This is a genomic window from Micromonospora peucetia, from assembly GCF_900091625.1.
Lineage (GTDB): Bacteria > Actinomycetota > Actinomycetes > Mycobacteriales > Micromonosporaceae > Micromonospora > Micromonospora peucetia.
Genome location: NZ_FMIC01000002.1, coordinates 857,243 through 879,252 on the forward strand (window position 1 = coordinate 857,243; position 22,010 = coordinate 879,252).

Consider the following 22,010-nt stretch of genomic DNA (forward strand, 5'->3'; position numbering starts at 1 on the left):
ATGTCGATACCCTTCATCGCCCCTATTCAGGCTGAAGGAATTTGGCAAAAGCGGTCCGGTTCCGGCACCCGGTCCGGGTCGCCGGAAGGGGTCGGTCAGGGGTTGCCGAGGGCGTCGATGTCGCGCATCTCCTCGGCGGTGAGCGAGAAGTGGAAGACGTCGGCGTTGACGCGGATCCGCTCCGGGGTCACCGACTTGGGGATGACCACGATCTCGTGGTCGATGTGCCAGCGGAGCACCACCTGGGCCGGGGAGACGTCGTGCGCGGCGGCGATCCGGGTCAGCACCGGGTCGGCGAGGTCGCTGGTCTTGAACGGGCTGTAGCCCTCCAGCACCACGCCCCGGTCCCGGATCTCCTTGTACCGCTGCCGGTCGTACAACGAGGGGCTCCACCGGATCTGGTTGACGGCCGGGTTCTCCTCGGTCGCCTGGATCAGCTCGTCGATCTGGGCGGTGGCGTAGTTGCTCACCCCCACCGCGCGGGTGAGTCCCTCGTCCCGGGCGGCGAGCATCTCGCGCCAGACGGGGATGTTGTCCGTGGGGTTCGCCGGCGGCCAGTGGACCAGCCACAGGTCGACCTGGTCGGTGCCGAGCGCCGTCAGGCTCGCCTCGATCGTCTCCCGCTCCCGGCCGACCCGCTCCGGCGGCAGCTTGGTGGTGACGAAGATGTCCTCGCGGCGCAGCCCGCTCTCCCGGACCGCCCGGCCGACCTCCTCCTCGTTGCCGTACATCGTGGCGGTGTCGACGTGCCGGTAGCCGGCGTCGAGCGCGGCGAGCACCGCGTCGTACCCGGCCTGGCCGGTGGCCTGCCAGGTGCCGAAGCCGAGCAGCGGCATCCGCACGTCACCCGGGAGCAGGACGGTGGTCTGGTCCTCGTGGTCCATGCCGCGCGTCTACCCGTGATGACCTGCGACATGCCCCGGGCGAAACCGGCGTGCCGGACACCCGGGCGGCCGGCGGGTCGGAGCGGATTGCCGGAGAATGCGGGTGTGGCTGACCCGTTGGAGGAGTACCGGCGCAAACGGGACGCGGCACGCACCCCGGAGCCGGTGCCGAAACGCCCCGCGCGCAGGAGGAAGGCCGCCGACGGCACGGCCCGGTTCGTCATCCAGCAGCACCACGCCCGGAGCCTGCACTGGGACCTGCGGCTGGAGCACGAGGGGGTGCTGGCCTCCTGGGCGGTGCCACGCGGGCTGCCCCGCGACCCCGGCCGCAACCACCTCGCCGTGCACACCGAGGACCACCCGATGGAATACCTCGACTTCCACGGCGAGATCCCGGCCGGCGAGTACGGCGGCGGGCGGATGACCGTCCACGACCGGGGCACCTACCGCTGCGAGAAATGGCGCGACGACGAGGTCATCGTGGTCCTCGACGGCGAGCGCACCCACGGGCGGTACGCCCTCTTCGCCACCGGCGGCAGGGGCGGGCGGGACTGGATGGTCCGTCGCACCGACCCACCCCCACCGGGCTGGACGAGCATGCCGGAGCTGGTCCGCCCGATGCTCCCCACCCGGTCGGCGAAACTGCCCGGGGACGAGGCGGAGTGGGGCTACGAGCTGCGCTGGGACGGGGTGCGCGCGGTCGCGTACGTCTCGGGTGGGCGGCTGCGGCTGCTCGCGGAAGACGACGAGGACGTCTCCGGGACGTACCCCTGGCTGCGGGAACTGGCCGAGGAACTGGCGCCCACGGAGGCCGTGCTGGACGGCGTCCTGGTCCGCATCGACGGCGCCGGCCGGGTGCGGCCGGCACGCGGCGGACGCCGGACCCCCGACGCCCAGTACCTGATCTTCGACCTGCTCTGGTTGGAGGGTTTGACCAGCACAGACCTGCCCTACAGGCAGCGCCGGGAACTGCTCGACGGTCTGGCACTCGCCGGCCCGCACTGGCAGACTCCGCCATGGTTCCCGGGCGCCGGCCGGGAGGCGCTGCGGACCGGGCGGGAGCAGGGGCTGCCCGGGGTGGTGGCGAAGCGGCTGGACTCGGTCTACGAGCCCGGCCGGAGCAGCCGGCGCTGGCTGAGCATCGACGCGGGCCGAGGCCCGAGCTGAGACCGCGAGGAGCATCGTGTACCTGACCCACCTGGAGTGCCCGCGCTGCGGGCGGGAGCACGACGCCGCCAGGCTGGCCAACCTCTGCGACTGTGGATCCCCGCTGCTGGCCCGCTACGACCTGGCGGCGGTCGCGAAGGTGCTCACCCCGGAACGGTTCCCGCTGCGCCCCGCCGACCTGTGGCGCTACCGCGAACTGCTGCCGGTGGCCGACCCCCGGCACGAGACCACGCTGGGCGAGGGCTGGACGCCACTGCTGCGCACCCCGACCTACGGCGCGGAGATCGGCATCGCCGACCTGATGGTCAAGGACGAGGGGCTGACCCCGACCGGCTCGTTCAAGGCGCGCGGCGCGGCGGTGGGCGTCAGCCGGGCCCGCGAGCTGGGCGTGCAGCGGATCGCCATGCCCACCAACGGCAACGCGGGCGCGGCCTGGGCCACCTACGCCGCACGGGCCGGGCTGGGCGCGACCATCGTCATGCCGCTGGACGCGCCGGCCATCTGCCGGCGCGAGTGCGTGGCCGCCGGGGCCGACCTGCGCCTGGTCGACGGGCGGATCAGCGACGCCGGCCGGCACGTCGCGGGGCTGGTCGCCGGCTCCGGCGGCGCGATCTTCGACGCCGGCACACTGCGCGAGCCGTACCGGCTCGAAGGCAAGAAGACGATGGGGTACGAGATCGTCGAGCAGCTCGGCTGGCAGGTGCCGGACGTGATCATCTATCCCACCGGGGGTGGGGTCGGCCTGATCGGCATCCACAAGGCGCTGCACGAGCTGCGCGAGCTGGGCTGGATCGAGGACCGGCTGCCGCGCCTGGTCGCGGTGCAGTCCACCGGCTGCGCGCCGATCGTCCGGGCCTTCGCCGCCGGTGAGCGGCGGGCGCGGCCCTGGGCCGACGCGCACACCGTGGCGTACGGCATAACCGTGCCGGCCCCGCTCGGCGACGAGCTGATCCTCGACGCGCTGCGCGCCAGCGCCGGCACAGCGATCGCGGTGGACGACACCGAGATCCTGGCCGACCTGCGGGCCTTCGCCGCCCGCGAGGGGCTGCTGCTCTGCCCGGAGGGGGCCGCCGGCCTGACCGCCGCCCGGCACCTGCGCGCCGGCGGGTGGATCCGGGCCGGCGAACGCGTGGTGGTGCTCAACACCGGCGCCGGCGTGAAGTACCCGGAGACGGTCGACGTCACCGACGTGCCGGTCCTCCCCCGCTGACGCGTCAGGAAGGGCCCTTTCCTTATACCTGGGTCAGTCGGTGGTGGGGGCGGTCAGGCGCCAGGCGGCGTTGACCAGGCCGATGTGCGACAGCGCCTGCGGGGTGTTGCCGAGCTGCGCGCCGGTGCGCGGGTCGATCTGCTCGCTGAACAGGCCGACGTCGTTGGCGTGCCCGAGCAACCGCTCGAAGAGCGCCTCGGCCCGGTCCCGCTCGCCGGCCATCGCCAGGCACTCCACCAGCCAGAACGAGCAGGGCAGGAAGCCCGCCGGATCGGTGTTCCAGCGGCGGACGAGGCCGTCGGAGGCGCCCAGTTCGCGCTCCACCGCCTCGATGGTGGCGCGCATCCGCGGGTCGGTCGCCGGCAGGAACCCCACCAGCGGCAACAGCAGCACGGAGGCGTCCAGGTCCGCCGAGCCGAACGCCCCGGCGTACGCGCCCGTGCGCTCGTTCCAGCCCTCGCGCAGCACGGCGGCCCGGATCTCGTCGCGGATCGCCGCCCAGCGCCGGAGGTCGGCCCGGTCGCCGAGCCGGGGCGCGAGCGCCACCGCCCGGTCCAGCGCCACCCAGCAGAGCACCTTCGACGTGAGGTAGTGCCGGTCGGTGTCCCGGGTCTCCCAGATGCCCCGGTCGGGCAGGTGCCAGGTGGTGGCCACCTGTTCGACCAGGCCGAGCACCATCTCGCGCAACTCGGTGTCGAACGCCTCCCCGAGGTGCTCGCGCAGCCGCCAGACCGCCTGGATCACCTCGCCCGGCACGTCGAGCTGGCGCTGCCGCCACGCGTCGTTGCCGACCCGCACCGGCAGGCTGCCGGCGTAGCCGCGCAGGTGGTGGCTCTCGTACTCGGAGACGTCCCGCTCGCCCTCCACGCCGAAGAGCACCGGCACGGGCTCGGGGCCGATCCGGCCGATCGAGCGGGCCGCCCAGGCGAAGAGGCGGGATGCCTCGGACGGGCAGGCGGCCACCCAGAGGGCGCGCAGGGTCATCGCGAAGTCCCGCAGCCACGAGTAGCGGTAGTCGTAGTTGCGGTCGCCGCCGATCCGTTCCGGCAGCGACGTGGTCAGGGCCGCGGCGACCGCGCCGCTGCGGGCGTACGTGAGGCCGGTGAGCACGCTCGCGCTGTGCCGTACCTGCTCCGGGTAGCGGCCGTCGTAGTGGTGCGACTCCCGGTACGCCTGCCAGGCCCGCACCGTCTCGGCGAGCGCGGTCACCGGGTCCAGCCGGGCCGGTGCCGTCCCGTACGCCTGCCCGTACGCCGCGTCGAAGCCGACCACCTGCCCGGCGGAGACCTCGAAGTCCTGCCGCACCCGGTCCCGGTCGACGTGCGGCGGGATCCCGCCGGTACGCAGGGCCAGCAGCACCGGACCGGCGGCGGCCAGCACCCCGCCGTCGGGCTGCTCGTGCAGGTACGGGGTGAGCAGGCCGTACTCCGGGCGGGGGCGGAAGTCGAGCGACATCCGCACCCGCCCGGTCAGTCCCTCCACGACTCGCAGCAGCACCGCCGGGGAGTTCATCCCCAGTTGGTGGCCCCGGGCGCCGAACTCGGCGGCGAGCGCGTCGGTGACCGCGACGCTCCCCTCCGGGGTGTGGTGCACGGTACGCAGCACCAGCGTGTCGGCCACGTACGCCCGCTCCACCCGGTGGCCGGGGAGCCCGGCGGCGATCGGCGCCAGCCGCCAGTGGCCGGCCTCCGGGTCGAGGAGGCGGCCGAAGACCGACGCGGAGTCGAACCGGTCCGGGCACCACCAGTCGATCGAGCCGTCCCGACCGACCAGGGCGCCGGACCGGCAGTCGGAGAGGAACCCGTAGTCGGAGATCGGCAACTGCTCCACCCGCTGCGGGTACCCCGTTCCACCCACGTCAGGCGGCGCCGGCACACGGGACGGTCAGGAGGTGGGCGGCTCGTCCTCGCCGGCGGCCTCCGCGGCGTCGGCCTCCTCCTTGGTCCGGTGCACCGCCTGGTCGGCGTGCTCCGGCGGGCCGTAGACCGTGTAGAGCACCAGCGGGTTGGGGCCGGTGTTGACGAAGTTGTGCTTCGTGCCGGCCGGCACCACCACCAGGTCGCCCTGCACGACCTCGCGCTTCTCCCCCGCCACCCGGGCCTCGCCCGTGCCGCTGACGAAGGTCAGGATCTGGTCGATGCCCTCGTGGACCTCCTCGCCGATCTCGCCACCCGGCGGAATCGTCATGATCACCAGCTGGGTGTGCTCGCCGGTCCACAGCACCCGCCGGAAGTCCGGGCTCTTCTCGGCAACGGTCGCGATCGTGAAATGCTCCATGCCCACGCACATACCCGCTGCGGCCCGATGCCACGCCGGGACTCGCAGATGGTGGAATTCGCCACTCGTCCGGGGTTTCGATCCTCGCTGGACGGGGATCGAGTGAACAGCCGGCGCACGGTGGCCGGTCGAGCCAGGTCCCCGCTGACGTACCGCCGTACGGCTGCGGCGGTGGGAGACGGCCAGAGCGCGGCGACGTTCCGATCCCCAGGGTCCGAACGGCGCCGTGCGCTCGTGTCCGGGCCCGCCGCCCGCGATGCGACGGTCAGTCGTCCTCGGCCGACACCGGCTCCAGTCCCACGCAGCGCACCTTGAGCTCGACCTCGCCGGTCGGGCCGACGAAGGTGACCTCCACGTCGTCGTCCGGCCCCTGCTCCGCATCCGATACCCGGTAGCCCGGCGCGGGCGTCCAGGAGACCAGCCGCACCCCGCCCGGCCCGCACTCGGCGACCGCGCTGCCCCCCGTCGTGGCGAAGGCCCGACGTACGCCCGCCGGGGCCGTTCCGGTCGCTCCGGGCGACGGCGGGCCCCCGGTCCCGGACTCCGCCGGCGACGCCGGCCCGCCGGCCCCCGGGACGGTGGGCGCGGGCGAGGCCAGGGCACGCTCGACCTCCTCCTGGCTGAGCACCCCGCCCGGCGTGCCGGCGATGCTCTCCCCCACCCACTCGATCGCGGCCACCCCGATCAGGGTGGCGACGGCGGCGGTGGCCAGCCACCCGACGACGGCGAGGAACGAACGGCGGCGCATCCCCCGAGTCTTCCCGATCCGGGGTTGGGACGAGCGTTGGACGAGGCTAAGGGAGGGTTAAGGTCCTCCGCCGAGGCGTCCCGGGGCGGCTAGCCTGCCAACTGTGGCCCGCCTGCTGCTCATCGAGGACGACCTGACGATCCGTACGCCGCTGCTGCGGGCACTGCGTGAACGGGGGCACGCGGTGGCCGCCGCCTCCACGGCGATGACCGGCCTGCGCGACGCGCTGGACGACCGGCCCGACCTGGTGGTGCTGGACCTGGGACTGCCCGACCTGGACGGCCGGGAGCTGCTGCGGATGCTCCGCGCGGTCAGTGCCGTGCCGGTCATCGTCGCCACCGCGCGCGACGACGACACCGAGATCGTCCGGGTGCTCGACGCCGGGGCGGACGACTACGTGGTGAAGCCGTTCACGGCCGCGCAACTCGACGCGCGGATCCGGGCGGTGCTGCGGCGCGGGGCGGGTTCCGCCCCGGACGATCCGGCGCTGGTGGTGGGCGGGCTGCGGGTCGACCCCCGGTCCCGGCAGGTCACCCTGGACGGCGAGCCCGTCGAGCTGACCCCGCGCGAGTTCGACCTGCTGCACCACCTCGCGGGCCGGCCCGGCCAGGTGGTCACCAAGCGGGAACTGCTCGCCGAGGTGTGGCGGGTCCCGTACGGCGGCGCGGACAAGACCGTGGACGTGCACCTGTCCTGGCTGCGCCGCAAGCTCGGGGAGAACGCGCAGGCGCCCCGATACCTGCACACCGTGCGGGGCGTCGGGGTCCGGCTCGAGGCGCCCGGGAGTGCCGGATGAGGGCCCGGCTGGCCCTGCTGGTCGCCGCGGTCAGTGTGCTCACCCTGATCGCCTTCCTGGTGCCGCTGGCGTTGCTGGTGCGTACCGTCGCGGCGGACCGGGCCACCGTGCGGGCCACCGCCGACGCGCAGAGCCTCATCACCGTCGTCGGCACCGCCGACACCGCGACGATCCGGCTGACCGTGGAACAGCTGGCCACGGAGTCCGAGCGGCCGGTCTCGGTGTTCCTGCCCGACGGCACGGTGCTCGGTGCCCCCGCCCCGCGTACGGCCGCGGTGGCGTTGGCGGAGCGGGGGCAGAGCCTCACCGCCGAGTCCGGGCGGGGTCGGGAGGTGGTGATCGCCGTGCAGGGCCGCCCGGACGGCACGGGCGTGATCCGGACGGTGGTCCCGCCGGCCGAGCTGACCGCCGGGGTGACCCGGTCCTGGCTGGCGCTGGCCCTGCTCGGCGTGCTGCTGGTGCTGATCGGGCTGGCCGTCGCCGACCGGCTGGCCCGTACCCTGGTCCGGCCGATCGGTGAGCTTTCCGCGGTGTCGCACCGGCTGGCCAACGCGGAGCTGGACGCGCGCGTCACGCCCGCCGGGCCGCCCGAGCTGCGTGAGGTGGCCGGTGCCCTCAACCATCTCGCCGGTCGCATCCAGGTGCTGCTGGTGCAGGAGCGTGAGGAGGTCGCCGACCTCTCGCACCGCCTGCGCACCCCGCTGACCGCGCTGCGGCTGGAGGCCGAGTCGCTGCGCGACCCGCAGGACGCGACCCGGGTGACGGCGGCCGTGGACGGGCTGGAGCGGGCGGTCACCGGCCTGATCCGGCAGGCCCGTTGGCGGGTGCCGACGGCCGGGGCGGCCAGCGCCGACGCGGTGGCCGTGGTGGCCGAGCGGGTGGCGTTCTGGTCGGTGCTGGCCGAGGACACCGGGCGGGCCGTGACGCTCGACCTGGCGCCGGGACCGCTGCCGGTGGGCGTGCCCGCCGATGAGCTGGCGGCGGCGGTGGACGCCCTGCTCGGCAACGTCTTCGCGCACACCCCGGACGGCACCGCGTTCGCCGTCCGGCTGGCGGCGGAGGCCGGCCGGGCGGCGCTGACCGTGGTGGACGAGGGGCCGGGGATGCCAGCCGGCACGATCGACCGGGGCGCGAGCACCGTCGGCTCGACCGGCCTGGGCCTGGACATCGCGCGCCGCGCCGCGCAGGCCAGCGGTGGCCGCCTCACCCTGCACGCCGCGCCCTGCGGGGGTGCGGAGGTACGCCTCGAACTCGGCCCACCCAGGTCCTGACGCCGTCCGCCCACCCCGGCCCTGTCCCCTGTCGCCGCGCGTCGCCGGGCTTAACCCGGCCTTAGCGTTAGGGCAGCGTGGCGCTATCCGGGCAGGCCTGATCCTGGGAACCAGAAACCGAGGAAGGGTGAACGAGATGAAGCGCAAGTCCCTGATGCTGGCGTCGCTCGGAGGCGTGGCGGTGCTCGCCGTGACCGGGGCGACCTACGGCATCGCGGCGGCCGACAACAGCGCGGCCCGGCCGACCACCCTGGCCGCCACCACCGCCCCGACGACCCCAGGCACGCCGGCCACCCCGGGCGGCACCGGGAGCAGCGCCCCGGCGACGGGCGGCGCCCCGACCACCGGCGGCACCCCGGCAGCACCCGGCACCCCTTCGGGCAGCGGCGCTCCGGCCACCGGCGGCGACGCGGTGAGCGAGCAGCGGGCCGGCGAGATCGCGTTGGCCCGGGCCGGCGGTGGCCAGATCGTCGAGGTCGAGCGCGAGAAGGAGGACGGCCGGGCGGTGTGGAGCGTCGAGATCGTGGCCGGGCAGACCGAGCACGAGATCGACGTCGACCGGGGCGACGGCACCGTGGTCAAGGCCGAGCAGGAGCCGGTCGACGACGACGACGATGACGACGACGACCGCGATGACGACGACGATGACGACGACGGTGACGACGACTGATCCGTCGCCGGTACCGCCGCCGTCCCGCCACGCGGGGCGGCGGCGACGTCGTTGCGGGCACAAGGCGGGCGGGATGGTCCGATCGGCCCTGTGACCGACACCGATGTCTGGCTACATTGGGGTATGGTGCCCGCCCATCGGGGCCGGGCGGCGGAACCGGTCTACCGCCCCATCCTCGCCAATCGGCGGGGTGAGCTGGAGGCGCTCGGTCATCTCGACGACGTCGTCATTCCCGTGCTCGCCCCGGTGCTTGAAGTGTCCATTCTGGACCAGTTCACTCTGGACATGCTCCGTCGGCTGCCCGGCGGGCTGCTCACCGCCGTCGACATCACCGGCCTGCCGGACGCGCCGGAGACCGAACTGGTCCGCTGGGGCGTACCGCTGGTGCCGGTTGTCGGGCTCGCGGAGAGCGACCGGCGCCTGGTGGCGCATGGCGCGGCGGCCCGGGCCCACGCCCAGCGGGCTGTCGTCCGGCTGCGGGTCGGCCACGACCGGCCCGGCCCGGACGCGGCCACCACGGCGGCGGAGCGGGTCTGGCGGCTCACCGGCCTGGTGCCCGAGCAGTGCGACCTGCTCCTCGACGCGGGCGACGTGTGCTGCCTGGCCGACGTACGGGTGGCCGAGCCCCGGGTGCGTCGGCTGCTGGAGTGGGCCCGCCGGCACGCCTGGTGCTCGGTGAGCGTGGCGGCGGGCGGGATGCCCCCGGCGGTGTCCGCCCTGCCCACCGACGAGCCGGTACGCCTCGACCGCTGGGACTGGCAGCTCTGGCAGCGGCTGGCCGACCTCGGCGTCGGCTACGGCGACTACGGCGTCGGCTCCGCCGTGCCCGACGCGGACCGGTCGGGAGACCGGCTGCCCACCGTCCGCTACACCGCCGACAATGCCTGGTGGGTGTACCGCTGGTCGCGGCGGGGCGGGCGGGGCGACGACCGGTTCGCGGACCTGTGCCGCACCCTCGTCTCGGCGCCGCACTGGCCGGCCAGCGGTGCGGCCTTCTCGTGGGGTGACCACGAGATCCTGCGACGTGCCCGCGGGGGCGCCGGCGCGGGGTCCGCCAGCAACTGGGCGGCATGGAGCACCTCGCACCACCTGGCGCACGTGCTGGCCACGCTGCCCCACCCGGGACGGGAGTCCGGTGCGGGGCCGTGGCGATCCGGCCAGGCGCCGCCCGAGTGGGGTCGTCCCACCCGGGCGCACCGGAACCGGAACGGGGAGACCCGCCGGGCCGGCTGAGTACCGGCCCGGCGGGCGGCGGTCAGGTGGCGGCGCCCCGCCGTCACTCCTTCTCGGTGAACCCGAACTGCACGACGCCCTCGTCGTCGACGCTCGCGTCCACCGACGCGCCACCGAGCAGGTCGGCGGCGTCGGGGTCCAGGAAGATGCGGGCACCCTCGGTGTCGACCACATGGTCACCCTCGACCGGTTCGGCGACCAGTTCGACGGTGAGCGAGCCCCCGTCGGTGTCGGCGGCGATCCGTACTCCGCCGTCCTCGGCGACGTCCTGCTGGTTGGCGAGGTCTCGGATCACCAGCACGGCGTTGTCGGTCATGGTGAGCATGGCGGAACTCCTCGTGGATTCTCGGATTCGCGGTGCGGGACCGGGGATCGGCCCGCTGACGAGCACACGTGGGAGGCGATGGAAGGGCGACACGCACATCGCCGTCGCGCTTCGGGGCAGCTGAGGGCCCCTCCACGACCTACGTTGCCCCCTGTCGGGGGATCCGTCAAATAGAGCGTGGTCAGTGCACGGCGGTGGTCGGAGCGAGCCGGGCCCGGATGTCGCGTACTGCCGCGCGGCTCGCCCGGTTGGCGCCTATCGTGCTCGCCGACGGGCCGTACCCGATCAGGTGAACCCGCTCGTCGGCCACCACCCGGGTGCCGTCCATCGTGATACCGCCGCCCGGCGCGCGCAGTCGCAGCGGCGCGAGATGGTCCAGCGCGGCCCGGAAGCCGGTGCACCAGAGAATCACGTCCGCGGGCACGAACCGCCCGTCGTCCCAGGCCACCCCGTCGGGCGTGATCCGGTCGAAGACGGGTAACCGGTCCAACACGCCGCGCTCGCGCAGTCGACGCAGTTCCGGCGTGAGCGGCAGCCCGGTCACCCCGACCACGCTGGCCGGCGGCCGGCCCGCGCGTACCGCCGCGTCGACCAGGGCCACCGCCGCACGCCCCCGCTCGGGGGTGAACTCCTTGTCGCGGAAGTCGGGCGGGCGCCGGGTCACCCAGGTGGTGCCGGCGGCGACAGTCGACACCTCGGCGAGCAGTTGGACGGCCGACGTCCCGCCGCCGACCACCACGACCCGCCGGCCGGCGAACCCGGCCGGCCCCCGGTAGTCGGCCGTGTGCAACTGCCGACCCCGGAAGGTCGACCGGCCGGGGTAGTGCGGCCAGAACGGCCGGGTCCAGGTGCCGGTGGCGTTGACCAGGGCGCGCGCGGTCCAGGAACCCTGGTCGGTGTGCACGGCCAGCCGGCCGTCGGGCCGGTCGCGCACCTCGCGGACCCGCACGGGACGTCGCACCGGCAGGTCGAACTCGCGCTCGTACGCGGCGAAGTAGGCGCTGACCACCTCGGCCGCCGGCCGGTCGGGTCGGGCCGCCGGAAGGGGCAGGCCGGGCAGGTCGTGGAAGCCGTGCACCCGGTCGAGTCGCAGCGTGGGCCAGCGGTGCCGCCACGCCCCGCCCGGCCCGTCGCCGCCGTCGAGGATCACGAAGCCGTCCCCGGGGGCGAACCCGACCCGGCGCAGGTGGTGACCGGCGGAGAGGCCGGCCTGCCCGGCCCCGATCACCAGTACGTCGACGGAGCGCTCGTCCATACCGGGTACAACACCGGCGGACCCGTCCGGCTGCCCGCCGGGGAACGTCTCGTCGCTCACAGCCCGCCGCGTGGAGGTACTACCGACCACGCGCCGGAAATTTTCTTTCCCTCGCCGGTCTTTTCTGGCAGATACCTGCATGGCAGCATCACCGCATGCATCGTCGTCTCTTCCCCCGGACTCTCGCGCTGGCGGCGCTGGTGGCCGCCGCGGCCACGGCAGGCGCCCCCACCGCCACCGCCGAGTCCCCGACCCCCGCGGCGATCCGCCTGAACGCCACCATCGACGCGATCCTCGCCGACAGCCGGCTGGCCGGGGCGCAGGCCTCGGTGGTGGTCAAGGACGCGACCACCGGGGAGACGGTCTACCACCGCAACGGCGACCGCCGCCTGGTGCCCGCCTCCAACACCAAGCTGCTGACCTCGGCGGCGGCGCTGGAACTGCTCGGGCCGGGGCACCGCTTCAGCACCGAGGTGCGGACCAGCGGCACCCGTCACGCGGGCCTGGTCTCCGGCAACCTCTACCTGCGCGGCGGCGGCGACCCGACCATGCTGGCCGCCGACTACGACGCGCTGGCCGCGCAGGTCGCCGCCGCGGGCGTCCGGGTCGTCACCGGCAACCTGGTGGCCGACGACACCCGCTACGACAGCACCCGCCTCGGCCCGGACTGGACCTGGGACGACGAGCCGTACTACTACGCCGCGCAGGTCTCCGCCCTGACCGTGGCGCCGGACACCGACTACGACGCGGGCACCGTCATCGTCCACGCCGCCCCCGGCGCGACGGCCGGCGCCCGCCCGGTCGTCGCCACCACCCCGGCCACCGGCTACCTGAAGATCGACAACCGGGCCGAGACGGTCGCCGCCGGGGAGACGTCCCTCTCCTTCGAGCGCGGGCACGGCGGCAACACGGTGGTGGTCACCGGGCAGATCGCGCTCCGCGCCGCCGCCGCGAGCGACTGGGTCAGCGTCTGGGAGCCCACCGGCTACGCCGCCGACGTCTTCCGGTCGGCGCTGCGCGAGCACGGCGTACGGGTGCTCGGCCGCACGGTGCTCGGCCAGGCCACCCCGGAGGGCGCGGCCGAGGTGGCGCGGCACCGGTCGATGCCGTTGGCCGAGCTGGTGGTGCCGTTCCTCAAGCTGTCCAACAACGGGCACGCCGAGGTGCTGACCAAGGAGATCGGCCGGGTGCTCTCCGGATCCGGCACCTGGTCGGCCGGGCTGACCGCGATCAGCGAGTACGTCGCCGACGCCGGGATGGACACCGGCACGCTGCGCCAGCGGGACGGCTCGGGCCTCTCCCGGCGCAACCTGATCCCGGCCGAAGAGTTCGTGGACCTGCTCACCGCCGTGCGCGCGGAGCCCTGGTTCGACACCTGGTACGCGGCCCTGCCGGTAGCCGGCGAGGCGGACAGGTTCGTCGGCGGGACGCTGCGCAGCCGGATGCGGGGCACCCCGGCGGCGGGCAACGTGCACGCCAAGACCGGCAGCCTGACCGGCGTCTCCGGCCTCTCCGGCTACGTCACCGACGCCGACGGGCGGGTGCTGGCGTTCTCGATCCTGCTCAACAACTACCTGGCCTCGTCGGTGAAGACGCTGGAGGACCAGATCGCGATCGCGTTGGCCTCGTACACCGGGAAGGGCGCGACCGGCGCGCGGGTCGCGCCCCCGGCGGCGCCCGACGTCCCTCGGGTCCCGGAGGGCCTGGAGTGTGCCTGGGTGAAGCCGAACGCCTGTTGACGGGCCGGCGGGGCCCGGTGCGGAGGCCCCGCCGGCGCTCAGGCGCCGGGACGGTGCGGAACCTCGGCTGCCGGGTCGCCGCGCTGGATGAGCGCGGCGATCTCGGCGGGACGCAGGCCACGCTGCGCCAGCACCCGGGTCCCCCAGCGGTGCAGCCGGCACGGGTGCGGGCTGGCGTCGTTGCGGCAGACCGTCCCGCCGGACCAGAGCCTGGGTGCGTGCACCACGACCGCCCGTACGGCGAACTGGGCATCCTCGACGGTGACGTACGGCGGCAGCGGGATCTCCCGGAGCACCTCCCCGGACGGCTCTCCGGCGCCCCGGGGGACGGTCGGACGGACGGTACGGGTGGTGGTGCTGCTCATCGGTCAAGCCTCCACAAGGGACGGTCGGACTCGGACAGCAGAAAGTTACGGCAGGCACGACGTAGCGCGACGGACAAACTGTCCCGACCCGTGGACGCCGCCCCGCCCGCCGTCGCCGTGGCGGAGCCACCGGTCAGCCGGTCAGCCGGCCGCCCGCGCCCGCAACCGGGCGGCCGTCCGGCGGGCGTCGTAGTCGGGAGCGACCCCGTCCACGATCAGCGCCGCACCCGGGATGTGTCGGGTGCGTAGCGGCAGGATCTCCCGGTACGCCGGGGAGTCGTACCAGGCCTGGGCCCGGTCCAGGTCGGGGAACTCGATGATGACCACGGTGCCCGGCCAGTCGCCCTCCCTGACCTCCACTTCGGCGCCGTGCACCCGGAACCGGCCGCCGAACGGATCCAGTGTGGCCTGGATCCGCTCGATGTAGTTGAGGATGTCCTCGTTGACCGGGGTGTCGTGCAGGTGGGCGAGCGCGAACGCGGGCATGGTTCCTCCCGGGAGCCGGTCCGCCCGGCCGGATCACCGGAGCGGTACGCCGAGTCTTCCGCCGGTGACCGCCCGCTGTCGATTACCCGTCAGGTAATGACGGCAGGTTGCCCAGGTCAGACGCGTTCGAGCACGACGACGGGGATCTCCCGGTCGGTCTTCGCCTGGTAGTCGTCGTACGCCGGCCAGGCTGCGGCCATCGTGGACCACATGCGCGGCTTCTCCCGCGCCGTGGCGGTACGCGCCCGTGCCGTGAACCGCTCGCCGCCCACCTGCACCTCGACCAGCGGTTCGTCAAGCAGGTTGAGATACCAGGCCGGGTGCTTCGGGTCGCCGCCCTGCGAGGCGACGACCAGGTATGCGTCGCCGTCACGGCCGTAGATGAGCGCGGTGCGCCGCAGCTTCCCGCTGCGTCTGCCCCGGGTGGTCAGCAGCAGCGTGAAGACCCCGGGCTGCCACTCGTGCCCCTCGGCGCCGTCGGTCTCGACGTACCGCCGGATGTGGTCGGCCACCCAGTCCTGCGGGCTGTCCAGCACCTGCTCGCTCGACGTCATCGACCCTCCCGTTCACCCTGGCGCACCCGGTCGTCGCGACCACGCTACTCCGGGCCACGGCCGGTCGCCGGGCGAACGACGCCGCCCGGGTCAGCGCGGCGCGTCAGGATTCCTCAGCGGATCTCGAAGCCGAGCGCCTGCGCGATCACCATGGCCTGCGCGGCGTCGACGATCGCCCCGGCCCGCTCCACCGCCGTCGGATCGAGCGCGCTCAGGTCGCTGCCGCGCAGGTCGGCCCCGGACAGCCGGGCGCGGTGCAGCTGCGCGGCGGAAAGGTCGACGCCGGTGACCGTGGCCCCGGTCAGGTTGACCCCGGTCAGGTCCGCCTCGCGCATCCGGACGTCGGCGATGCGGACCCCGCGCAGGTCGGCACCGGGCAGCGCGACGAACGACCAGTCGCCACCGGCGACCGTCAACGGCCGCAGGTCGCACTCGGCGAAGGTGCTGCCCACGAGCTTGCAGCCGGTGAACTCCGTCTCGAAGAGGTTGCATCGCTTGAAAGCGCAGCGGGTGAAGGCCGAGTCGGTGTGCCGGGAGGCGTTGAACCGCACGTTGCCGAAGGTGCAGCCGTCGAAGACGGCGCCCCGACTCACCGCCTCGGTCAGATCGACGTCGAAGAACTCGCAGCGGACGAAGTGCCGGTCCACCAGTTCCTCGCCGTACCAGTCCTCGTTGCGGAAGGTCGCGTCCTCGGTCAGTTCGGGCATCGGGCCAGGCTACCGACGGGATGGGAGATCTGCCGGCGGCCCTTCCAACGGGGCGTACCGGCTAGTAGTTTCGGCGACGTGAGTGTGGCGCGCAGCATCGACCCGGACCAGATCGGCTTCGACCCGACGCGCCTGGCGCGCATCGACGAGCACTTCGGCAGGTACGTCGACGACGGCCGGCTCGCCGGCTTCCAGGTGCTGGTCACCCGCCGCGGCGAGATCGCCCACTCGTCGACGTACGGGCTGCGTGACGCCGAGGCCGGCGCACCCGTCGAGGCGGACACGCTCTGGCGCATCTACTCGATGACCAAGCCCGTCACCTCCGTCGCCGCGATGATGCTGTGGGAGGAGGGTCGCTTCGAGCTGACCGACGAGATCAGCCGGTGGCTGCCCGAGTTCGCCGACCTGCGGGTCTACTCCAAGGGCTCGGCGCTCAAGCCCCACACGGTGCCGGCGATCGAACCGATCCGGGTCTGGCACCTGCTCACCCACACCGCCGGCCTGACGTACGGCTTCATGCAGACCTCGGTGGTCGACGGCATCTACCGGGCCGCCGGCTACGACCTGTACCCGCCGGCGGACGTCGACCTGGCCACGGCCTGCCAGGCCTTCGGCGAGCTGCCCCTGCTGTTCCAGCCCGGCACCGCGTGGGGCTACTCGGTCGCCACCGACGTGCTCGGCCGGCTGGTCGAGGTGGTCTCCGGGCAGAGCCTCGACGCCTTCTTCGCCGACCGGATCTTCCGCCCGCTGGGCATGACCGACACGCACTGGTCGGCCGAGGGCGACGCCGCCGAGCGGCTCGCCGCCCTCTACGCGCCCCACCCGCGCACCGGCCGCGCGGTGCGCTACGACAAGCTGGGCGCCCTGGCGTACGAGAAGCCGCTGCTGTTCTCCGGCGGCGGCGGCCTGATCTCCAGCGCGGCCGACTACCACCGGTTCACCCAGATGCTGCTGCGCGGCGGGGAGCTGGACGGGGCACGCCTGCTGGGGCCGCGCACGGTGCGCTTCATGACCCGCAACCAGCTGCCCGGCGGGCAGGACCTGGAGACCCTCTCCGCCGGCGGCTTCGCCGAGACCCCCCTCGACGGGATCGGCTTCGGGCTCGGCTTCGCCGTGGTCGACGACCCCGTGCCGAGCCGGGTGCCGAGCAGCGTCGGCGAGTACTACTGGGGCGGCGTGGCGAGCACGGCGTTCTGGGTCGACCCGGCGGAGGAGGTCACGGCCCTGTTCTTCACCCAGCTCATGCCGTCGAGCACCCACCCGATCCGGCCGCAGCTGCGACAGCTCGTCTACTCCGCCCTGGTCGACTGAGCCGGGATCACGGGTAACGGCACCGGCCGGCCGACCCGGTCAATAGCCTGAGGGCGGACCACGTCGGGCAGGACGGGAGGCGGTCGGCATGAGCAACATCGTCGTGTTCGGCGCGGGTGGCACCGCGGGGTCGCGGATCGCCGCCGAGGCGGTCGGCCGGGGGCACCGGGTCACTGCCGCGGTACGCCGTCCGGAGGCCACCTCGTACCTGCCGCCGGCGGTCACGGTGGTCACCGGGGACGCCACCAGCGAGCGGAGCGTACGGGAACTGGCGCCCGACACGGACGCCATGGTGGTGGCGATCGGTGGCGGCGAACACGACCTCTGGCTCGACGCGGCGCGGAACCTGGTCGGCGCGCTGGGCGGGATGCCGGCCGCGCCCCGGATCATCCACGTCGGCGGCGGTTCGACCCTGCTCACCGCGAAGGGCACCCGCTACCTAGACGAGCCGGACTTCCCCGAGGAATACCGCGATGCGGCGCTCGGCCAGGCCGACGCCCTCGACTTCTACCGCTCCTCGGCCGACGGGGTGACCTGGACGTACGTCTCGCCGCCGCCGCTGGAGTTCCACCCGGGCGAGCGCACCGGGCACTACCGCACCGGCGGCGACCAGCCGGTGACCGACCACGAGGGCCGCTCGGTGCTCAGCTACGAGGACCTGGCGGTGGCGATCGTCGACGAGATCGAACAGCCGCGCCACGAGAACGCCCGCTTCACCGCCGCGTACTGAGGGCGGCGAGCTGGACCTGCACCGGCTGGCCCCCCGGGCAGCCTCAGTGGTGGTGTGGGCACTGTCGAGCTGCCCCATGTATGCGACCGGGCCCCGCCCCATCCGTAGGGGCAGCTCGACAGCGTGTGCGAAGGCCCGGTCGGCACAGCCCGGCCATGCCCTGGCGCACCCCCGCGAAGTCCACTCCGCCCCTCCCAGCCCACCAGTCCTCCCAGCCCACCAGCCTTCCCGGCCCACCCGGCCCAGCGGCCCGCGGGCGCGAGGGCACCAGGTCGCGACGATGGGCACCGGCCCGCGGGCGCGAGGGCACCGGGCCGCGACGATGGGCACCGGTCGGCGGCGACACGGCGGGCGTCACCGGGGTCGCGGGGCGGCGCGGCCGGCGGTGGGCTGGGCGGGCACCCGGGGGCGGACCGAGGGGCGCCAGGCCCGGCCGTTGGCGTAGATCACCCGGAAGCCGAGGTACGAGGCGAGCGGAGCCCAGTGCGCGGAGCCCATCCGCAGTTCGGCGGCGTTGTGACGCTGGCCGTTGGCCAGCACGTCGAGCAGGACGGTTTCGAAGGCGGCCGACTCGACCCAGTCCACCTCGCGGGTGTATCCGCAGATCAGTGCCGCCCCGGTGGCGTCGAGGAAGTCCCGCAGCACCGCGTCGGAGGCCCGCAGCACCGAACAGCTGCCGAAGTAGAGCCGTCGGCCGTCGCAGCGACCCGCCATCAGCTCCGCGACGTCGGCGAGCGCCACCGATTCCCAGTCGGTGAGGCAGAGCCGGCTCGGCTCGCCGTGCATCGCGAAGAAGCCGACCCGATGGTCGGCGTACTGCTTGAGCAGCCAGCGGTCGAGGAAGTAGAAGAGCTCGTTGCGGGTGGCCGCGTCCTTGTGGATGAAGCGGATCTTCCCGAGCCGTTCGAGCAGTTCCAGGGTGGGCAGGACGGAGCCACGCTCGTTGAGGTCCCGGTGCCACTGGCCCTCGATGCAGAAGACGCCGCCACGTGCCATGCCGCCCCCTCCCGGTCCCGCCGGCGCTGACGTTACCGGGTCGGACCAGCGGGAGAACATCACCCTTGGCGTGGGGGCCTGCGACTTTCCGTGTCGTTCGCGCTTTCCTGCCGTCGATTGCCGGTGAATGGGCGTTTCGCAATTCAGCGCAATTCCCAGGCAAGCCCCAGGAACAGGAAATCGTGAGGACAATTCTCATTAATTGCCGCGAACAGCCCGCCGGCCTGCCAGGGTGGAAATGACGGGACGGCCAGGCCGATGTCCCGGATGCCACCCCATTCACACTCCTATCGGGAGGACTTCTGTGCGGGTAAACACCCTGAAACGGGCGGCTGTCGCATTCGCCCTGGCGTTGCCGGCCGCCGCTGTCGCCACGGTGGTCGCCGCGCCAGCGGCCCACGCCGACGGCTGCTACACGTGGAAGCGCAACCTCTACCAGGGGCGCTCTGGCGACGATGTCCGCCAGTTGCAGATCCGGGTGGCCGGGTGGGCCGGCAACCGGGACATCGTGGAGAACGACGGTCGCTACGGGCCGAAGACCGCCGCCGCGGTCAAGCGGTTCCAGGCCGCGTACGGGCTGCGCGCCGACGGCGTCGCCGGACCACAGACGTACGGCAAGCTCTACGACCTCCAGGACAACGACTGCACGCCACAGCACTTCAGCTTCAGCGAGATGGACGACGGCTGCGGTCGCGGTGGCTGGAACGGCGGCCCGCTCTCCCCCGCCCAGACCAGACAGAACGCGCTGCGCACGATGTGGAAGCTGGAGGCGGTGCGGCACAGCCTCGGCGACAAGCCGCTGTACGTCAGCAGCGGCTTCCGCAGCCGCGCCTGCAACAACCAGGTCGGTGGGGCGTCGGACAGCCAACACCTCTACGGCAACGCCGCCGACGTGGTCTCGCGCACGAGTTCGCTGTGCCAGATCGCCCGGGACGCCCGCAACCGGGGTTTCAGCGGGATCTTCGGGCCGGGCTACCCGGACCACGACGACCACGTGCACGTGGACTCGCGGCGGGAGAACAACAGCGACAACAGCCCGAACACCACCAGTTGGTCCGCGCCGGACTGCGGGATCGGCGCCGACGTTGCCAGCAACGTCGGCGCCGGCAACGACTGAGCCGGTCACACGGCCACGCCGAGCCGGTACGACGGCGACGCCGGCCCGGGCGCGGGTGGGGAACCGCGCGTCCGGGCCGGCGTCGTGCCCCGGTCGCGCCGGCGGGCGTGCCCCCGCTCAGACGAGGCCGGCGTCGTGGACCAGCAGGGCCACCTGCACCCGGTTGTTCAGGTCGAGCTTCACCAGCAGCCGCGACACGTACGCCTTCACGGTCGCGACGCTCATGAACAGCTCGGCGGCGATCTCCGCGTTCGTCCGGCCCCGCCCGACCGCGACCGCGACCTCGCGCTCCCGCTCGCTGAGCCCGGCGAGCTGCCGCAGCGCCCGGTCCCTACGCGGGTCGGTACCGCCGGCCGCACCCGGACCGGTCACGTGGTCGATCAGCCGGCGGGTCACCACCGGGGAGAGCGTCGCCTCCCCCGCCGCCACCCGGCGCACCGCCCGCACGATCTCGGCCGGCGGGGTGTCCTTGAGCAGGAAGCCGCCGGCCCCGGCCCGCAGCGCCCGGAGCACCTGCTCGTCGGCGTCGAAGGTGGTCAGCACCAGCACCTCCGGCGGATCGGGCGACGCGCGCAGCGCCTCGGTGGCGGCGAGACCGTCGAGCCGGGGCATCCGGATGTCCATCAGCACCACGTCCGGCGCGCAGGCGGCCACGGCGGCCGGCACCTCGCTGCCGTCGGCAGCCTCCCCGACCACGAGCAGGTCCGGCACCCCGCCGAGGATCATCGACAGGCCGGCCCGGACCAGCGCGTCGTCGTCGACGACCAGCACCCGCACCGGCCGGTCGGGGGTGGGCCCGCCCGTCGCCGGCCCGGTCACGCCGGCCACGGCAGCCAGGCGGCCAGCCGGAAGTCGCCGGAGTCGTCCCGCCCGTACTCCAGTCGCCCGCCGGCCAGGCTGACCCGTTCGGCGATGCCGACCAGGCCCGTGCCGGCGCCGGGGATCTCCGGGCTGACGACGCCGCCGACCGGCCACCGGTTGCGGACCTCCACGGTCAGCCCGTCACCGGGGGCACCGGCCACGTCGACGGTGACCCCGGCGCCGGCGGCGTGCTTGCGGGCGTTGGTCAGGCCCTCCTGCACGATCCGGTAGACGCTGCGCCCCACCGCTGCGGGCACCTGCTCCGCCGCCGTGACCATGTCGCGGACGCCGACCCGGACCCCGGCCGCCCGGGACTCCTCGACGAGCGCGGGCAGGTCTCCCAGGGTGGGCTGCGGGCGTTCCGGGGCCTGCTCGGCGACAGATTCCGCGCGGAGCACCCCGATCACCTCGCGCAGGTCCTGCAAGGCGGCGTGGGCACTGCCCCGGATCACCCCGGCCGCCCTCGCCACCTCCTCCGGCGGCGCGTCCGGGCGGAACTCCAACGCGCCGGCGTGCAGGCTGAGCAACGAGATCCGGTGCGCCAGCACGTCGTGCATCTCCCGGGCGATCCGGGTGCGCTCCAGGTGCCGGGCCTGCGCCACCCGCAACTGCTGCTCCGCCTCGGCCCGCTCGGCGCGCTCGCGCAGCGACACGACGAGCTGCCGCCGGGCCCGGACGAACATCCCCCACGCCAGCACGGCGGTGATGAACAGCACCGTCCAGACCGTCGCCGCCCAGAACCCCATGTTCGGATCCGGGCGGAGCCCGTAGTAGGCGAACGACAGCAGCACGTGCACGCCGACCAGCCCGGCCGCGACGGGGAACGGGCGGTGCACCGCCACCGTGAAGATGATGATCAGCATCGCGGTCGAGGCGGTGACGGAGAAGGTCGCCAGGGGAAGGCTGGCCAGTGCCAGGCCCACCGGCCAGCGGCGGCGGACCCAGAGCGCGGCGGCGGCGGCCAGCCCGCACGCGAAGTCGAACTCCTCCAGCCAGGCCGGGCCGGTGTTCAGCGCGAACTGCGGAGCGGACGACGTGGCGTCCTCGAACGCCAGCAGGGCAAAGCCGAGCGCGATCAGGAAGCAGAGCCCGTCCACCAACCAGTCGCGGGTGGTCCGCCGGGTCCGCCCGGTCGCCTCGGCGAGGGCCCCCGGCAGCAGCCAGGGGTGGTCGGGCACGGCGGCACTGGTCACGCCGCCATGCTAGGCAGCCGACCGGCGCACCGGCCAGCGACCAAAGTCGAGACCCGGCGTCGACTTCGGTAGCCGCCGCGCGAGACCGTCGGCCGCAGCGGGCGGCCAGGTGGCT

General features: G+C 73.9%; 23 protein-coding genes. 10 read left to right on the forward strand and 13 right to left on the reverse strand.

All coding sequences use genetic code 11. The annotated features are described in order from the left end of the window. Nucleotides 1-95: 95 nt before the first annotated feature. Complete coding sequence (locus GA0070608_RS04080; protein WP_091621897.1) at nucleotides 96-884, reverse strand: aldo/keto reductase; 789 nt, start codon at nucleotides 882-884, stop codon at nucleotides 96-98. 105 nt (nucleotides 885-989) lie between these two features. Here GA0070608_RS04080 and GA0070608_RS04085 point away from each other — a divergent pair, with 105 nt between their 5' ends. Together GA0070608_RS04085 and GA0070608_RS04090 are read left to right on the forward strand one after the other, a co-directional pair. Further along, a complete protein-coding gene (locus GA0070608_RS04085; protein WP_091621901.1) occupies nucleotides 990-2,051 on the forward strand; it encodes a DNA polymerase ligase N-terminal domain-containing protein in 1,062 nt (353 codons plus the stop codon). Between the two features lie 16 nt (nucleotides 2,052-2,067). Further along, nucleotides 2,068-3,261 (forward strand): threonine synthase, encoded by a 1,194-nt coding sequence (locus GA0070608_RS04090; RefSeq protein WP_091621903.1) that lies wholly within the window; start codon nucleotides 2,068-2,070, stop codon nucleotides 3,259-3,261. A 33-nt stretch (nucleotides 3,262-3,294) separates the two neighbouring features. Here GA0070608_RS04090 and GA0070608_RS04095 read toward each other — a convergent pair whose 3' ends face one another. From GA0070608_RS04095 to GA0070608_RS04105, 3 genes are all read right to left on the reverse strand, one after another. After that, complete coding sequence (locus GA0070608_RS04095; protein ID WP_091621906.1) at nucleotides 3,295-5,091, reverse strand: glycoside hydrolase family 15 protein; 1,797 nt, start codon at nucleotides 5,089-5,091, stop codon at nucleotides 3,295-3,297. Between the two features lie 54 nt (nucleotides 5,092-5,145). Then, the gene (locus GA0070608_RS04100; RefSeq protein WP_089001794.1) at nucleotides 5,146-5,538 is read right to left on the reverse strand and encodes a cupin domain-containing protein; all 393 of its coding nucleotides are present in this window, start codon (nucleotides 5,536-5,538) and stop codon (nucleotides 5,146-5,148) included. 265 nt (nucleotides 5,539-5,803) lie between these two features. Further along, the gene (locus tag GA0070608_RS04105) at nucleotides 5,804-6,286 is read right to left on the reverse strand and encodes a septum formation initiator (protein WP_091621907.1); all 483 of its coding nucleotides are present in this window, start codon (nucleotides 6,284-6,286) and stop codon (nucleotides 5,804-5,806) included. A 103-nt stretch (nucleotides 6,287-6,389) separates the two neighbouring features. Between GA0070608_RS04105 and GA0070608_RS04110 the strand changes: the two genes are divergently transcribed. The 4 genes from GA0070608_RS04110 to GA0070608_RS04125 all read left to right on the forward strand — a co-directional run bounded on the left by GA0070608_RS04110 (nucleotide 6,390) and on the right by GA0070608_RS04125 (nucleotide 10,256). After that, nucleotides 6,390-7,082: a response regulator transcription factor gene (locus GA0070608_RS04110; protein WP_091621910.1), complete on the forward strand. Its 693-nt coding sequence runs from the start codon at nucleotides 6,390-6,392 to the stop codon at nucleotides 7,080-7,082. After that, nucleotides 7,079-8,353 (forward strand): sensor histidine kinase, encoded by a 1,275-nt coding sequence (locus tag GA0070608_RS04115; protein WP_091621914.1) that lies wholly within the window; start codon nucleotides 7,079-7,081, stop codon nucleotides 8,351-8,353. Before GA0070608_RS04110 ends, GA0070608_RS04115 begins: the two co-directional genes overlap by 4 nt. A 136-nt stretch (nucleotides 8,354-8,489) precedes the next feature. Beyond that, on the forward strand, nucleotides 8,490-9,023 hold the full coding sequence (locus GA0070608_RS04120) for a PepSY domain-containing protein (RefSeq protein WP_091634236.1): 534 nt from the start codon (nucleotides 8,490-8,492) through the stop codon (nucleotides 9,021-9,023). 90 nt (nucleotides 9,024-9,113) lie between these two features. Further along, nucleotides 9,114-10,256: a beta family protein gene (locus GA0070608_RS04125; protein ID WP_411970772.1), complete on the forward strand. Its 1,143-nt coding sequence runs from the start codon at nucleotides 9,114-9,116 to the stop codon at nucleotides 10,254-10,256. 43 nt (nucleotides 10,257-10,299) lie between these two features. Here GA0070608_RS04125 and GA0070608_RS04130 read toward each other — a convergent pair whose 3' ends face one another. Together GA0070608_RS04130 and GA0070608_RS04135 are read right to left on the reverse strand one after the other, a co-directional pair. Then, nucleotides 10,300-10,581 carry a HesB/IscA family protein gene (locus tag GA0070608_RS04130; RefSeq protein WP_091621917.1) on the reverse strand — a complete coding sequence of 94 codons (282 nt, stop codon included), beginning with the start codon at nucleotides 10,579-10,581 and terminating at the stop codon, nucleotides 10,300-10,302. 181 nt (nucleotides 10,582-10,762) lie between these two features. Next, nucleotides 10,763-11,896: an NAD(P)-binding domain-containing protein gene (locus tag GA0070608_RS04135; RefSeq protein WP_245715684.1), complete on the reverse strand. Its 1,134-nt coding sequence runs from the start codon at nucleotides 11,894-11,896 to the stop codon at nucleotides 10,763-10,765. A gap of 95 nt (nucleotides 11,897-11,991) precedes the next feature. On the opposite strand from GA0070608_RS04135, the gene dacB reads away from it, so the two are divergent. After that, entirely contained in the window at nucleotides 11,992-13,575 is a 1,584-nt protein-coding gene (gene dacB, locus GA0070608_RS04140) for a D-alanyl-D-alanine carboxypeptidase/D-alanyl-D-alanine endopeptidase (RefSeq protein WP_091621926.1), read from the forward strand. A 38-nt stretch (nucleotides 13,576-13,613) separates the two neighbouring features. Here dacB and GA0070608_RS04145 read toward each other — a convergent pair whose 3' ends face one another. The 4 genes from GA0070608_RS04145 to GA0070608_RS04160 form a co-directional block, all read right to left on the reverse strand. Next, entirely contained in the window at nucleotides 13,614-13,940 is a 327-nt protein-coding gene (locus GA0070608_RS04145) for a hypothetical protein (protein ID WP_176733640.1), read from the reverse strand. A gap of 141 nt (nucleotides 13,941-14,081) precedes the next feature. Then, a complete protein-coding gene (locus GA0070608_RS04150; RefSeq protein WP_091621931.1) occupies nucleotides 14,082-14,426 on the reverse strand; it encodes a DUF1330 domain-containing protein in 345 nt (114 codons plus the stop codon). Between the two features lie 116 nt (nucleotides 14,427-14,542). Beyond that, on the reverse strand, nucleotides 14,543-14,980 hold the full coding sequence (locus tag GA0070608_RS04155) for a nitroreductase family deazaflavin-dependent oxidoreductase (RefSeq protein ID WP_091621934.1): 438 nt from the start codon (nucleotides 14,978-14,980) through the stop codon (nucleotides 14,543-14,545). A 113-nt stretch (nucleotides 14,981-15,093) separates the two neighbouring features. Further along, nucleotides 15,094-15,687, reverse strand: coding sequence for a pentapeptide repeat-containing protein (locus tag GA0070608_RS04160; RefSeq protein WP_091621938.1), 594 nt, complete (start codon nucleotides 15,685-15,687; stop codon nucleotides 15,094-15,096). 78 nt (nucleotides 15,688-15,765) lie between these two features. Between GA0070608_RS04160 and GA0070608_RS04165 the strand changes: the two genes are divergently transcribed. Together GA0070608_RS04165 and GA0070608_RS04170 are read left to right on the forward strand one after the other, a co-directional pair. Further along, on the forward strand, nucleotides 15,766-16,998 hold the full coding sequence (locus GA0070608_RS04165) for a serine hydrolase domain-containing protein (protein WP_091621942.1): 1,233 nt from the start codon (nucleotides 15,766-15,768) through the stop codon (nucleotides 16,996-16,998). Nucleotides 16,999-17,086: 88 nt separating this feature from the next. Then, nucleotides 17,087-17,728 (forward strand): NAD(P)-dependent oxidoreductase, encoded by a 642-nt coding sequence (locus GA0070608_RS04170; protein ID WP_091621945.1) that lies wholly within the window; start codon nucleotides 17,087-17,089, stop codon nucleotides 17,726-17,728. A gap of 354 nt (nucleotides 17,729-18,082) precedes the next feature. Here the strand turns inward: GA0070608_RS04170 and GA0070608_RS04175 are convergent, their stop codons facing one another. After that, nucleotides 18,083-18,724 (reverse strand): DUF6642 family protein, encoded by a 642-nt coding sequence (locus GA0070608_RS04175; protein WP_091621948.1) that lies wholly within the window; start codon nucleotides 18,722-18,724, stop codon nucleotides 18,083-18,085. A 304-nt stretch (nucleotides 18,725-19,028) separates the two neighbouring features. Here GA0070608_RS04175 and GA0070608_RS04180 point away from each other — a divergent pair, with 304 nt between their 5' ends. Further along, nucleotides 19,029-19,841, forward strand: coding sequence for a D-Ala-D-Ala carboxypeptidase family metallohydrolase (locus GA0070608_RS04180; protein ID WP_091621953.1), 813 nt, complete (start codon nucleotides 19,029-19,031; stop codon nucleotides 19,839-19,841). Between the two features lie 117 nt (nucleotides 19,842-19,958). Here GA0070608_RS04180 and GA0070608_RS04185 read toward each other — a convergent pair whose 3' ends face one another. Then, a complete protein-coding gene (locus GA0070608_RS04185) occupies nucleotides 19,959-20,678 on the reverse strand; it encodes a response regulator (protein ID WP_091634245.1) in 720 nt (239 codons plus the stop codon). Beyond that, nucleotides 20,657-21,895 carry a sensor histidine kinase gene (locus GA0070608_RS04190; protein WP_091621957.1) on the reverse strand — a complete coding sequence of 413 codons (1,239 nt, stop codon included), beginning with the start codon at nucleotides 21,893-21,895 and terminating at the stop codon, nucleotides 20,657-20,659. The genes GA0070608_RS04185 and GA0070608_RS04190 overlap by 22 nt, the downstream gene beginning before the upstream one ends. Nucleotides 21,896-22,010: the final 115 nt, after the last annotated feature.